Annotated in this window: 11 protein-coding genes and 1 tRNA gene; 8 read left to right on the plus strand and 4 right to left on the minus strand. The window is 68.7% G+C overall.

Annotated features, from left to right (window positions below; genetic code table 11):
* Positions 1–27: 27 nt before the first annotated feature.
* Positions 28–1,179 carry an acyl-CoA dehydrogenase family protein gene (locus KRR26_RS31155; protein WP_120206780.1) on the minus strand — a complete coding sequence of 384 codons (1,152 nt, stop codon included), beginning with the start codon at positions 1,177–1,179 and terminating at the stop codon, positions 28–30.
* Between the two features lie 135 nt (positions 1,180–1,314).
* On the opposite strand from KRR26_RS31155, the gene KRR26_RS31160 reads away from it, so the two are divergent.
* From KRR26_RS31160 to KRR26_RS31175, 4 genes are all read left to right on the plus strand, one after another.
* Positions 1,315–1,386: transfer RNA gene (locus KRR26_RS31160), tRNA-Cys, on the plus strand.
* Between the two features lie 67 nt (positions 1,387–1,453).
* On the plus strand, positions 1,454–3,247 hold the full coding sequence (locus tag KRR26_RS31165; protein ID WP_407931747.1) for a SpoIID/LytB domain-containing protein: 1,794 nt from the start codon (positions 1,454–1,456) through the stop codon (positions 3,245–3,247).
* A gap of 114 nt (positions 3,248–3,361) precedes the next feature.
* The gene (locus KRR26_RS31170) at positions 3,362–4,612 is read left to right on the plus strand and encodes an energy transducer TonB family protein (RefSeq protein ID WP_120206782.1); all 1,251 of its coding nucleotides are present in this window, start codon (positions 3,362–3,364) and stop codon (positions 4,610–4,612) included.
* A gap of 62 nt (positions 4,613–4,674) precedes the next feature.
* Positions 4,675–5,586 (plus strand): cation diffusion facilitator family transporter, encoded by a 912-nt coding sequence (locus tag KRR26_RS31175; protein ID WP_120206783.1) that lies wholly within the window; start codon positions 4,675–4,677, stop codon positions 5,584–5,586.
* Positions 5,587–5,657: 71 nt separating this feature from the next.
* Here KRR26_RS31175 and gcvP read toward each other — a convergent pair whose 3' ends face one another.
* From gcvP to gcvT, 3 genes are all read right to left on the minus strand, one after another.
* On the minus strand, positions 5,658–8,558 hold the full coding sequence (gene gcvP, locus KRR26_RS31180; RefSeq protein WP_217081584.1) for an aminomethyl-transferring glycine dehydrogenase: 2,901 nt from the start codon (positions 8,556–8,558) through the stop codon (positions 5,658–5,660).
* A 97-nt stretch (positions 8,559–8,655) separates the two neighbouring features.
* Positions 8,656–9,045 carry a glycine cleavage system protein GcvH gene (gene gcvH / locus KRR26_RS31185; protein ID WP_120206784.1) on the minus strand — a complete coding sequence of 130 codons (390 nt, stop codon included), beginning with the start codon at positions 9,043–9,045 and terminating at the stop codon, positions 8,656–8,658.
* Positions 9,046–9,085: 40 nt separating this feature from the next.
* Positions 9,086–10,171, minus strand: a complete 1,086-nt coding sequence (gene gcvT, locus KRR26_RS31190; RefSeq protein WP_217081585.1) for a glycine cleavage system aminomethyltransferase GcvT — start codon at positions 10,169–10,171, stop codon at positions 9,086–9,088.
* Between the two features lie 94 nt (positions 10,172–10,265).
* Between gcvT and metF the strand changes: the two genes are divergently transcribed.
* From metF to KRR26_RS31210, 4 genes are all read left to right on the plus strand, one after another.
* Positions 10,266–11,138 carry a methylenetetrahydrofolate reductase [NAD(P)H] gene (metF, locus tag KRR26_RS31195; RefSeq protein WP_120206786.1) on the plus strand — a complete coding sequence of 291 codons (873 nt, stop codon included), beginning with the start codon at positions 10,266–10,268 and terminating at the stop codon, positions 11,136–11,138.
* The gene (locus KRR26_RS31200) at positions 11,135–11,557 is read left to right on the plus strand and encodes a hypothetical protein (protein WP_120206787.1); all 423 of its coding nucleotides are present in this window, start codon (positions 11,135–11,137) and stop codon (positions 11,555–11,557) included. Before metF ends, KRR26_RS31200 begins: the two co-directional genes overlap by 4 nt.
* A 199-nt stretch (positions 11,558–11,756) precedes the next feature.
* Positions 11,757–12,371, plus strand: coding sequence for a TIGR02265 family protein (locus tag KRR26_RS31205; RefSeq protein ID WP_120206788.1), 615 nt, complete (start codon positions 11,757–11,759; stop codon positions 12,369–12,371).
* Positions 12,372–12,552: 181 nt separating this feature from the next.
* Positions 12,553–12,831 (plus strand): lipoprotein, encoded by a 279-nt coding sequence (locus tag KRR26_RS31210; RefSeq protein WP_217081586.1) that lies wholly within the window; start codon positions 12,553–12,555, stop codon positions 12,829–12,831.
* The last annotated feature ends 26 nt before the right edge of the window (positions 12,832–12,857 follow it).

The following is a 12,857-nucleotide window of genomic DNA, read 5'->3' on the forward strand; positions in this document are numbered from 1 at the left end:
CCCCACCTCCGAGGGCGGGAGCGCGGCTCAGAGGCCGAGCTGCTTGGCGATGATCTCGTTCATCACCTCGCTCGTTCCTCCGCCGATGGGTCCGAGCCGAGCGTCCCGCCAGTGACGCTGGATGTCGTACTCCATCATGTAGCCGGCGCCTCCGTGCAGTTGGAGACACTCATCGGCCACGCGGCAGCACGTCTCCGTGGCGACCTTCTTCGCCATGGACGTCTGCGCCACGGCGTACTCGCCGGCGAGGTGGAGGCGCAGCGCGTGGTAGGTGAGCTGGCGCGCGCACTCCCGCGACGTGAACAGCTCCGCCAACTTGTGGCGCACCACCTGGAAGCCGCTGAGCGTCTGGCCAAAGGCGCGGCGCTGCTTCACGTGCTCCAACGCGGTCTCCAGCATGTCGTCCATGGCGCCCACCGCGCCCAGGGCGAGGGACAGTCGCTCCCACTGGAAGTTGCCCATGATCTGCGAGAAGCCCTGCCCCTCGACGCCCAGCAGGTTCTCCGCGGGCACGCGGCAGTCCTCGAAGAACAGCTCAGCGGTGTCCGAGGCACGCCACCCCAGCTTCTGGAGCTTCCGCCCCACGGAGAAGCCCGGCGTCCCCTTCTCCACCACCACCATGGACAGGCCCTTGTGCCCGCGCGACGGATCCGTCTTGACCGCGAGGACGACGAAGTCCGCGCGCACGCCGTTGGTGATGTACGTCTTGGAGCCGTTGATGACGTAGTGGTCACCGTCTCGGTGCGCGGTGGTGCGGATGCCCGCCACGTCCGAACCCGCGTCCGGCTCGGTGATGCCCAACGCCCCCACCTTCTCGCCTCGGATGGCCGGAGCCAGCCAGCGGTGCTTCTGGTCCTCGGTGCCGAACAGATGCAGGGGGCCGGTGGAGATCGTGAACTGCGCGCCCAACCCCGCGGACACGCCGCCCGAGCCACACCGGCCCAGCTCTTCCAACAGCACCGCCTCATAGAGTTCGCCCGCGGCCGAGCCACCGTACGCCTCGGGGTACTTCAGCCCCAGGAAGCCCAGCTCACCGAAGCGACGGAACAGCTCGCGGGGGAACTCCTCCTTCGCCTCCCACTCCTGCGCGAAGGGCCGCAGTTCCTTCTCCACCACGGCGCGCACGGTGCGACGAAAGGCCTCGTGCTCTTCCTGGAACAATCCCTGCCCGTGCAGCATCGCGGTCCCTTTCCCGGGTGGACGCGAGCCTCGCGCCCGCTCCCATGCTAGCGGGGCACAGCCCGCACCCGGACGCAGTTGCTTCCTTGACCCGGTGGTGGAGGGCTGCGTATAAAGCCGGCCCCACCGACTCATGGCGCCATAGCCAAGTGGTAAGGCAAGGGTCTGCAAAACCCTCATTCCCCGGTTCGAATCCGGGTGGCGCCTTCCGACACGGCCCGATGCGGACTTCCAAGCCGCATCGGGCCGTTGTCGTTTCCGAGCCTGCCTGTCCGTGACGCCTGGACCCGTGGGGGCTACGGTGTCGCCCCCCGTGAGAACCGCCGGCCCACTCCTGCTCGTCTTGCTGTTCGCCGCCTGCGCCACGCCGCGGCCGGCTCCCGTTGCCGAGGCTCCCGCGCCCCTCCCTGCTCCCGAGGCGCCGCCCCCCGTGGCGGAGCCAGCCCCCGAGCCGACGCCAGACACCCGCCCCCCCGCGCCCGAGCCAGGGCCGGACCTGTCCCTGGGACTGCCGGGGCCCTTGGAGCTCAAGCGCCTGGACTTCCGAGGCGGCGAGCCGCGCGTCCCCGTGAAGTTGATGGAGGGGCGCACCGAGGTGACGTTCTCACCGCGCAGCCGGATGCGGCTGCGGTTCGGAGGACCCGAGGACAAGGTCCTGGACGCCCCCGGTGGGACGCGCTGGTCGGTGCGGGCGACGCAGGGAGAGCCCGCAAAGGTCACCGCGCGCGTGCAGTTGGGCGAGTTCCGCTTCTCGGACAAGGAAGGCCTGGCGGCGATGCAGGCCGAGTGGCGCGCGCGCGGGCTGGCGGTCCGCACGCACGTACTGGGCTCGGTGTATGGCATCGCGGGCAAGGTCATCGACAACCGACGCTACCTGCTGCTCACCGACGAGGCGCTCACACTGGAAGCCGCGGCCGAACGGCAGGCCGAGTTGCTGCGCCGCTACGCCACCCGGACCGTCCTGTTCGAGGAGGTGCACCGCCCGGCGCGCGCCATCCTCGAGGTGAAGGATGAGCAAGGCAACGTGGTGGGGCTGGCGCAGGACCGACTGGACGCGGAGACGCCCGACGCAGAGGGCTTCGACGTGCGGCAGGTGGAGTACGGCGTGGGCTACGACTTCCACGCCTTCGAGGACCGCAGCTTCCGGGGCGCGCTTCAGTTCGTGGTGGACCGCGAGGGCAAGCTGGCCGTGGTGAATGTGGTCCCGCTGGAGGCGCTGCTCAAGGGGTTGGTGCCCTCGGAGATTTTCGCGCGTGCGCATCCCGAGGCCCTCAAGGCACAGGCCGTCACGGCGCGCGGCGAGGTGCTCGCGAAGGTGGGCATCAAGCACCTGGCGGACCCATACCTGCTCTGCTCGGAGCAGCACTGCGCGGTGTACCGCGGTCGCACCGGCGAGGCGGCCAGCACCACGGCGGCGGTGGAGGCCACGCGGGGCGAGGCCCTGTTCAGCGCGGAGGGCCGCCTGGTGGACTCGGTGTACAGCGCCGTGTGTGGCGGGCACACCGAGGACAACGACGTGGTGTGGGGCGGGCCGCCAGACCCCAGCCTGAGGGGGCGACCGGACGTGCTCGGCCCCATGGACGGACGGCCGACGCCGGCTTCACTGGGAGCGTGGCTGTCCGCGAGCGACCTGCCCACCGCGTGCCGACTGTCCAGCTTCGCGCAGCCCAGCAAGTACCGCTGGGAAAAGCGCTTCACGGCGGCGCAAATGGACGCACTCACGGAGCGCCTGGGCGTGGGGCCGGTGCGGGCGCTGGGACTCTCCGAGCGAGGCGTGTCCGGCCGGGCGCGCGTGCTGACGGTGGCGGGCGCGCGCGGCACCACGCAGGTCCGAGGAGAGCTGAACATCCGCCGGCTCCTGGGGATGCTCAACAGCACCATGGCCACGGTGGAGGAGGAGCGAGGCGCCGAGGGCCAGCTGACGGGCTGGCTGTTCCGCGGCGGAGGATGGGGACACGGCGTGGGGATGTGCCAGACTGGGGCCATTGGCCGGGCGGAAGCCGGGCAGCGCTACCGAGACATCCTGCGCCACTACTTCAACGGGGCCGAGGTCGCCCCCATCTACTGATTCCATCGGGACGGCTCGCGCGCCCCCGGGCTTGAGCGCGGAGATTTCCCTATCGCGTGTCGTCGGGCGCACGTTCGGGCATAGCGCGCCGGCTCGGAGGTTTATCATCCCACCGTGGCCCAGGGTTCATCGACAGATTGGCGCGAACGCCGCAGGCGCAGGAGCTCCAACCGGTTCCTCCTGTCGCTCCTCCTGGCGCTGCTGGGCCACGTCGCCTTCGTGGGCCTGCTCGTGCTGTTGTCGTACGTGCAGGTGAACCTGCCGGCGAGCGAGCGAGCGGCCGTGCACCGCCCAACCTCCGTGAACGTCCGTCCCCTCACCTCCAGCGAGTGGGCCAAGAACCGGGGGCAGACGTCGCCGCAGTCGCAGGTGGCGGAGCGGCCCCGGGCCCAGACGAAGAAGGACGAGAAGAAGCCCGACGAGACGACGAAGCCCAAGGGACAGGTCGTGGACACCGCGCCGGGCAACGAGCAGCGGCCCGACGACTCGAAGTACCTGGCCGAGCACGACAACACCGTCCAGAAGGAGACGCGCTCGCGCGAGCAGACGCCCTTCTACCGGAACGCCATGCCCCAGCGCACGGCGCCGCAGGAGCAGAAGGGCCTGCCCCAGGAGCAGATGCAGGCCCCACGCCTCAGCGGCAACAACGGCATGGGGAGCGATGACCGGCCGCTGGCCAAGGGCGGCAAGAAGCCCGCCTTCGAGGTTCCCGACACGCGCCACAAGCAGGAGGTGGCGGTGAAGACGGACCCCACCTCGCCGGGCCCTGGCGTCACGGTGGAGAACCAGAATGGCAGCGACGCGATGGTGGGCAACGCCAAGCGCCTGCGCATCCAGCCCGGTGAGGGCCAGGACAATGAGGAAGGTTCGCAGGGGCGGCTCGGCTCGCCGGGAATGCAGGCGCTGATGCCATCCCAGGCGGCCATGGACCGAGTGCTCGGCGCGGCCCCCAACGACAACCTGCGCGACGTGGACGAAGGCGACGCCACGATGCTCAACACGCGCGAGTGGAAGTACGCGAGCTTCTTCAACCGCGTGAAGCAGAGCGTGGGGATGCACTGGAACCCCAACCAGCAGATGCAGATGCGGGACCCGACGGGCAGCACGTACTCGGGCAAGGACCGCTACACGCTCTTGAGCATCACCCTGGACGAGAAGGGCCAGGTGAAGGACATCCAGGTGGACAAGAGCAGCGGCCTGGACTTCCTGGACATGGAGGCGGTGTCCTCGTTCAAGCGCGCGCAGCCCTTCCCCAACCCGCCGTCGGGCCTGCTGGGCCAGGACGCGACGGTGCGCTTCCAGTTCGGCTTCTTCCTGGAGATGGGCGGCGGTCCGCGCATGCGGCTCTTCCGAGAGCCCAACTGAGTCCGCGCACCGCGTGACTTTGCGCTTCGCGCCAGCGCCGCGACGGCACTAGCGTCACGGGCGTGAACGCCCCCGCGACAGACCGCACCCTCGCGCTCCAGGAGCGCAATCGGAAAGTCCGCCTCGTCCTCCTGGTCATCCTCGTGGCCAACTGGATTGTCGCCGCCGCCAAGCTCGGCTTCGGACTGATGTCTCAATCCGCCTCGGTCACGGCGGACGGACTGCACTCGTTCATCGACGGCGGCTCGAACGTGCTGGGCCTCGTCGCCATGTGGGTCGCCTCACGGCCCGCGGACGAGGACCACCCTTACGGGCACGGCAAGTTCGAGGCGCTCGCGTCGCTGGGCATCGGCGCGATGATTGGCATCGGCATGCTGGAGCTGGGGCGCATGGCGCTCGACTCCCTGTTGCATGACCGACATCCGCAGGTGACGGGCCTGATGGCCGGAGTGATGGCCGCGACCCTGGTCATCAACCTGGTGGTGACGCGCGTGGAGCGGCACTACGGCGAGAAGTACAAGAGCGCCCTGCTGCTCGCGGACGCGAGCCACACCCTGTCCGACGTGTTCGTCACCATCGCGGTGCTCATCTCCCTGGGCCTGGTGTCGCTGGGCTATCCGCGCGCGGACGGAATCGTGGCGCTGGTGGTGATGGTCTTCGTGGCCTACGTGGCCTACGGCATCGTCCGTCAGGCGGTGGGCATCCTCTCGGACACGGTGCGGTTGGATCCCGCCGAGGTGTCGCAGCACACGCTGGCCGTGTCGGGCGTGCGCTCGTGCCGCAACGTGCGCAGCCGCGGCATGGAGGACAGCGTCTACGTCGACCTGAAGATTGAAGTGGATCCGCACCTCACCACCGCCCAGGCCCACGAGGTGGCGGACCAGGTGGAGGACAAGCTGCACGGCATCTACCCGCAGGTGGTGGACGTGGTGGTGCACGTGGAGCCGGCGCGCCAAGCGCCAGCCGCCACGTAGGGCCGCAAGACGAAGGCCGCCTCCCACGCGAGCAGGAGACGGCCTGGGTCAAGTCACGAGGTGAACCGCGCTCAGGCGCCCTTCGGCTCCGGCGTCATGTAGTCCTCCAGCGGAGGGCACGAGCACACGAGCTTGCGGTCACCCAGCGCGTTGTTCAGGCGGCCCACCGTGGGCCAGAACTTGTTGTCGCGCACCCACGGGGCCGGGAACACGGCCTGGTCGCGCGTGTACGGCCGGTTCCACTCCGGCGCGGTGAGGACGCGGGCCGTGTGCGGCGCGTTCTTCAGGACGTTGTTGTCCTTGGGCGCGCGGCCCTCCTCGATGTCGCGAATCTCCTGGCGGATGGAGATCATCGCGTCGCAGAAGCGATCCAGCTCGGCCTTGGACTCGCTCTCCGTCGGCTCGATCATCAGCGTGCCCGCCACGGGGAACGACACCGTCGGCGCGTGGAAGCCGTAGTCCATGAGGCGCTTGGCCACGTCCTCCACCTCGACACCGGTCGCCTTCTTCAGCGGACGCAGGTCCACGATGCACTCGTGCGCCACGCGGCCCTGCTGGCCCCGGTACAGGACCGGGAAGTGCGGCTGCAGCCGGTGGGCGATGTAGTTGGCGTTGAGGATGGCCACGCGAGTGGCCTGGGTGAGCCCCTCGCCGCCCATCATCTGCATGTACATCCACGAGATGAGCAGGATGCTGGCGCTGCCCCACGGCGCCGCGGAGATGGCGCCGATGCCCTCCGCCCCGCCCGTCTGGATGACCGGGTGGCCGGGGAGGAACTTCACCAGGTGGCTCGCCACGCAGATGGGGCCCATGCCCGGGCCGCCACCGCCGTGCGGGATGCAGAACGTCTTGTGCAGGTTGATGTGGCACACGTCCGCGCCAATCAGGCCCGGCGCGGTGAGGCCCACCTGCGCGTTGAGGTTCGCGCCGTCCATGTACACCTGACCGCCGCGCTCGTGGACGATGGAGCAGATCTCCTTGATCTCCTCCTCGAACACGCCGTGGGTGGACGGGTACGTCACCATCAGCGCCGCGAGCTTGTCCTTGTGCGCGTCCGCCTTGGCGCGCAGGTCCGCCACGTCGATGTTGCCGTTGTCATCGCACTTGGTGACGACGACCTGGTAGCCGGCCATCACCGCCGACGCGGGGTTGGTGCCGTGCGCCGAGGACGGGATGAGGCACACGTCCCGGTGCCCCTGCCCGCGCGCCTGGTGGTACGCGCGGATGACGAGCAGGCCCGCGTACTCGCCCTGGCTGCCCGCGTTGGGCTGCAGCGACGTGCCCGCGAAGCCCGTCACCTGCGCGAGCGCGTGCTCCAACTGCTCGAAGATGACCTTGTAGCCGGCCGCCTGAGACGTGGGCGCGAACGGGTGGAGCTTGCTGAATTGAGGCCACGTCACCGGGATCATCTCCGCGGTCGCGTTGAGCTTCATGGTGCAGCTGCCCAGCGGAATCATCGAGTGCGTCAGCGAGAGGTCCTTGGCCTCCAGCCGCTTGATGTACCGCAGCATCTCCGTCTCGGAGTGGTACGCGTTGAAGACGGGGTGCGTGAGGTACGCGCTCTTGCGCCGCAGGCCCGCCTCGATGGGGCTCTCCAGCGCCGCGCCCACGTCCTCCAGGGACACCGAGGCGGACTTGCCCGTGCCCGCGACGAACGCGGCGAGGATCTCCTCCACGTCCGACGGACGCGTGGTCTCATCCAGCGTCACGCCCACCGACTTGTCGTCGATGCGGCGGAAGTTCATCCGGCCCGCCTCGGCGGCCGCGAGCACGCCGCGCACCTGCGCCGGCGTCAGCTCCACGCGCAGCGTGTCGAAGAACTGCTCGTGCCGCGGCTTGAGGCCCAGCTTCGTCAGGCCCGCGGCCAGCAGCGCCGTGAGGCCGTGCACGCGCTCCGCGATCGCCTTGAAGCCCTGCGGCCCATGGTAGACGGCGTACATGCCGGCCATGACCGCGAGCAGCACCTGCGCGGTGCAGATGTTGCTCGTCGCCTTCTCGCGGCGGATGTGCTGCTCGCGCGTCTGCAGCGCCATGCGCAGCGCGGGGCGGCCCTGCGCATCCTCGGACACGCCGATGAGCCGGCCCGGCATGATGCGCGTGAAGGCGTTCTTCGTGGCGAAGTAGGCCGCGTGCGGACCGCCATAGCCCATGGGCACGCCCAACCGCTGCGCGCTGCCCACCACCACGTCCGCGCCGAACTCCCCCGGCGGCGTCAGGAGCGCGAGGCTCAGCAGATCCGCCGCGACGATGAACAGCGCGCCCGCCGCGTGCACCTTCTCGCCGAACGCGCGGTAGTCATGCACCGCGCCGTCCGTGGCCGGGTACTGCACCAGCGCGCCCACGAAGGGCCGCGAGGACAGGTCCACCGAGCGGTGGTCGCCCACCACGACCTCGACACCCAGCGGCTGGGCGCGGGTGCGCACCACGTCCACCGTCTGCGGATGACAGGCCTCGGAGACGAAGAACGCCCCGCCCGTCACGTCGCTCTTGCCGTGCAGCGACAGCGACATGGCCTCGGCGGCGGCGGTGCCCTCGTCGAGCAGCGAGGCGTTGGCCACCTCCATGCCCGTCAGGTCCATCACCATCGTCTGGAAGTTGAGCAGCGCCTCCAGGCGCCCCTGCGCGATCTCCGCCTGATAGGGCGTGTACTGGGTGTACCAGCCCGGGTTCTGGAAGATGTTGCGCAGGATGACGTTCGGGGTGTGGGTGTCGTGGTAGCCCATCCCGATGAACGACTTGAAGACCTGGTTCTTCGCGGCGATCGCCTCGAGCTGCGCGAGCACCTCGGACTCGGCGCGCGCCGCCGGCAGGCGCAGCGGACCGGCCGCGCGGATGGCCGACGGCACGGTCTGCTCGATGATGGCGTCAACCGAGTCCACGCCAAGCGTGGCCAGCATCTGCTGGAGCGCCCGGGCATCCGGACCGATGTGACGACCAGCGAAGGGCTCCTGGTACTTCCAATTCAAGGACATGGTGGGAAGGCTCGCGTTCGAGTCGAAGGTGTCGGAATCCGACACTCGTGCCGAAATCAGGGAGCGTCCCTAACACCCAGGCCGCCCCGGTTCACTGCTACGCGTTCTTCAGCAGGTCGGCGTACGCCTCAGCGGACAGGAGCCCGCTCACTTCCTGGGTGTCCGTCAGCTCGAGCTCGAGGATCCACCCATCGCCGTAGGGGTCCGTGTTGATGTCCGTGGGGTTGTCGGTCAGGTCCGAGTTCACCTTCAGGACCTTGCCGGACAGCGGGGCGTACAGCTCGGACACCGCCTTGGTGGACTCGATGACGCCGAACTGCTTGCCCTTGGTGAGGGTGGCGCCCACCTTGGGCAGCTCCACGTAGACCACGTCGCCCAACGAACCCTGGGCGTGGTCCGTGACGCCCACCACGGCGCTGGAGCCCTGCAAGCGGGCCCACTCGTGCTCCTCGGTGTACTTCAGCTCGCTCGGAATCTTCTCGGACATGTCGATGAACCTCGGGATGCCTGGGGTCTGGAAAGGGGTCTCAGGACTTCTTCAAGAAAGGGGTCTTCACCACCACCGCCGGCACGGGACGTCCACGGATGTCCACGTCGAAGGTGGAGCCCTCGGCCGCCAGCTCGGTGGGCACGTAGCCCATGCCAATGGGCTTCTTCACGGAAGGCCCCATCGTGCCGCTGGTCACCTCGCCCACCGGCTTGCCGTCCTTGTGGATGGCATAGCCGTGGCGCGGGATGCCACTGCCCGTGAGCTCGAAGCCGACGAGCTTGCGCTTCACGCCCGCGGCCTTCTGCGCCACGAGCGCGTCCTTGCCGATGAAGCCCTCGGGCTTGTCCAGCTTGACGATCCACCCGAGCCCCGCCTCCAGCGCGGTGTGGGCATCGTCGATGTCATTGCCGTAGAGCGCGTACTTCATCTCGGTGCGCAGCGAGTCGCGCGCGCCCAGGCCCGCGGGCTTCACGCCGTCCGCCTGTCCCTCGGCGAGCAGCGCGTTCCACAGCTTCTCCGCGGCGTCGGGCGGGCAGTACAGCTCGAAGCCGTCCTCGCCCGTGTAGCCCGTGCGGGACACGATGCACTTGACGCCCGCGACCTCGCCCTCGGCGAAGCGGTACGTGCCAATGCGTGACAGGTCCACGCGGGTGAGGCGCTGCACGAGTCCGGGGGCCTTGGGCCCCTGCACGGCGATCTGCGAGAAGTCATCTCCGCGGTCCACCGGCTGCACGCCCTGGGCATGCTCGCGCATCCAGGCGAAGTCCTTGTCGCGGTTGCTCGCGTTGACGCAGATGAGGATGCGCTCGGGGCTGAAGCGGTAGACGACGATGTCGTCGACGAAGCCGCCCTGGTCGTTGAGCAGACCGGCGTAGACCGCCTGGCCGTCCGCGCAGCGGGCGAGATCGTTGGAGATGAGGCGATTGACGGTCTGCAGGGCACCGGGGCCGTTGAACTCGATCTCCCCCATGTGCGAGACGTCGAAGAGGCCGACGGCGGTGCGCACCGCCTCGTGCTCCGCGATGACCGACGAGTACTGCACCGGCATGTCCCATCCCGCGAAGTCGACCATCCGGGCCCCCAGCTTGCGGTGGGCCTCATTGAGGGGCGTACGCCGGGCCATCTTCTTCTCCTGAAGGGGGTGGAAAGGCGCGCGGACTATAGCCGCGCACCTTCTCCAATCAAGGCCGACGGGGACGGTCTACACTGGTCCTGACATGAAGATTCGTAATCGGTTGAATCCGTCCCAGCCGTGCTTCTCGTTCGAGTTCTTCCCGCCGAAGACAGACGAGGGCGTGGCCTCGTTGTTGCGGACATTGGAGGACCTCGCGCCGCTGGAGCCGGGCTTCGTCTCGGTGACGTACGGAGCGGGAGGCAGCACGCGCGACCGGACGGTGGAGCTCGTCACGCGCATCAAGCAACAGACCGGCATCGAGGCGATGGCCCACCTGACGTGCGTGGGACACACGCGTGACGAACTGCGTGATCTGCTCGCACGGCTTGCCGCGTCAAAGGTCGAGAACGTGCTGGTGCTGCGCGGGGATCCACCGCAGGGGCAGACCGCGTACGAGCCCACCGCGGGCGGCTTCCGCTACGCCGAAGAGCTGGTCCGATTCATCCAAGAAGAGGATTTCAACTTCTGCCTGGGAGGTGCGTGCTATCCGGAGGGGCACCCGGAGACCGGCTCGCGCGACGAGGACCTGAAGCACCTCAAGGCGAAGGTGGACGCGGGCCTGGACTTCGTGGTGACGCAGCTCTTCTTCGACAACGCGTTCTATTTCGACTTCGTGGAGCGGGCGCGACGCGTGGGCATCAACGTCCCCATCGTCCCCGGCATCATGCCCATCACCAATTACGAGCAGGTCCAGCGCTTCACGCGCATGTGCGGCGCGACGGTCCCCATGCGGCTGGCGCTGCAGTTGGAGCGCGTGAAGGATCAACCCGACGCCTTGGTGCAGCTCGGCGTGGCGCACGCCACGGTGCAGTGCATGGAGCTGTTGTCGCGCGGGGTGCCGGGGCTGCACTTCTACACCCTCAACAAGTCACCGGCGACGCGGATGATCGTGAGCGCGTTGAGGGCTCGCTCATGAGCGGCCCGGGCCTGCAGTTGGAGCCGGGAGACCCGCGCGCCAGGGTCCTGGACATGGTGAGGCCACCGGCCTTCTTCCTCATGTGCGTGGGGACCCTGTCCATCTTCTACAATGTCTTGCAGGTGGTGCTGTTCGTCCTGCGCATCCCCTCCCCCTTCGCGGCGCAGAGCACGGACCCGTCCGTGTTCACGCTGTCGTGGTACTTCGTGCTCACGGTGCTGGTGGGGCTCATCTGCGGCACGCTCTCCATCTGGGGTGCGCTGAGTGCCATGCGCCTGAAGGGCTACGGGCTGGCCACCGTGGGCGCCATCACCGCCATCTTCCCCACCTTCCCCGTGTGTTTCGCGGCCACCCCGGTGGCGGTGTGGATGCTGTTCACCCTGCGCCGTGAGGGCGTACGTCAGGCGTTCGCGCCCTGAGTCCGCGACGCCTCTCGGGCGAATGGCGGAGAACGTCTCGGCAAAGACAGCCTTCACGCACCTCCGGCCGAGACGAATCACAGTCATCCCGAAAGGGTCGTCCCTACTATCCCTGTCTGGTTCGTGAGGCCCGGCAGGGCGCCCCCCACGGCGATGTGTCGTGACGTGAGCGCCCTGCCCTCATCTCGGGGATGGGTTCATGACAGTCTATGCAGCCCGGAGAGCCGTCAGCAGCGGGCCGGCCGAAGAACTGCAGATGCGGTGGGCGTTGACGACACCCGATGATCGCGTTCGAGGCATGTTCTTCCTCGGGGTCCTCGAGGTCATCCGCAACTCGGTGGGCACGGAGGCCGCGGAGGAGTGTCTCGCCTGCACGGGGGAGCGGCGCTTCGTGCCTTTCCTCATGTACCCGGTGGCGGCATTCCTGCACATGTCATTCCGTGCCGCGTCGATGCTGGCGCCTCGCAAGGGCGGGTTTGATCGCGCGATGCGAGCGATTGGGGCGCAGGCGACCTCGGACTTCCTGTCCTCCCTGGTGGGGCGCAGCTTCCTGATGCTCGCGGCGTCAGATCCGAGGCGTCTGGTGACGAACCTCCCGTCCGGCTACCGCACCGTGGTGAGCTACGGCGAGCGCCACGTCACCTGGAGCGGGCCCTCCAGCGGCTGCCTCCGCGTGGCGCGCGACTTCATGCCCCACACCTACCACGAGGGTGTTCTCCAGGCGGTGTTGGAAGCCATTGGCACGCAATGCCCCATGGTGCACGGCAAGGCCACCGGCCTGCTCGACTGCGACTATTCCTTGTCGTGGGAATGAGGCCGCGGCGCGTCAGAGAACCCGACGCACACAGGGCCAGCTGCGCTGGGATTGCGATGTCTGGCCTTGCCGCCGGGTTGACCACCTGAGCGCACGTGCTGTTGCCCAGCCAACAAGGGGCGCATCATGCGCGACGCCCGAGCGCAATCCCCGCGCCGCGCGCGTACCAGGAGCCACGCCCATGAAGAAGGTCCTCCGAAGGAAGACGTTCGTCGTGATGTTCTCCGCCTTCGCTCTCGCCGCCTGTGGTGTTCCCGAGGAAGACACGCGCGCGCCGCTCGAGGAGCGTCCCGTCTCCGCGCAGGCCTACCCGGACTGCAATCCCGCCACGGATTGCATCGTGGACTCGCCGCACGTCACGTGTGGCGACGGCGTCATCATGGACGCGTGGAGCACGCCGGACGGCTGGTGCATCAATCGGGACGTGTGCGGCCGACGCGGCGGCTACATCGTCTGTTGAGGTGACGTCCCGCCGCGACGCCGCCC

The organism is Citreicoccus inhibens, assembly GCF_019039035.1.
In the GTDB taxonomy this organism is placed as follows: Bacteria; Myxococcota; Myxococcia; order Myxococcales; family Myxococcaceae; genus Citreicoccus; species Citreicoccus inhibens.

What these genes read in the sequence shown, in the direction of transcription:
- KRR26_RS31155 (WP_120206780.1), bottom strand. Translation starts at nt 1,179, where the DNA reads ATGCTGCACGGGCAGGGATTGTTCCAGGAAGAGCACGAGGCCTTTCGT.
- gcvP (WP_217081584.1), bottom strand. Translation starts at nt 8,558, where the DNA reads ATGTCCTTGAATTGGAAGTACCAGGAGCCCTTCGCTGGTCGTCACATC.
- gcvH (WP_120206784.1), bottom strand. Translation starts at nt 9,045, where the DNA reads ATGTCCGAGAAGATTCCGAGCGAGCTGAAGTACACCGAGGAGCACGAG.
- gcvT (WP_217081585.1), bottom strand. Translation starts at nt 10,171, where the DNA reads ATGGCCCGGCGTACGCCCCTCAATGAGGCCCACCGCAAGCTGGGGGCC.
- metF (WP_120206786.1), top strand. Translation starts at nt 10,266, where the DNA reads ATGAAGATTCGTAATCGGTTGAATCCGTCCCAGCCGTGCTTCTCGTTC.
- KRR26_RS31200 (WP_120206787.1), top strand. Translation starts at nt 11,135, where the DNA reads ATGAGCGGCCCGGGCCTGCAGTTGGAGCCGGGAGACCCGCGCGCCAGG.
- KRR26_RS31205 (WP_120206788.1), top strand. Translation starts at nt 11,757, where the DNA reads ATGACAGTCTATGCAGCCCGGAGAGCCGTCAGCAGCGGGCCGGCCGAA.
- KRR26_RS31210 (WP_217081586.1), top strand. Translation starts at nt 12,553, where the DNA reads ATGAAGAAGGTCCTCCGAAGGAAGACGTTCGTCGTGATGTTCTCCGCC.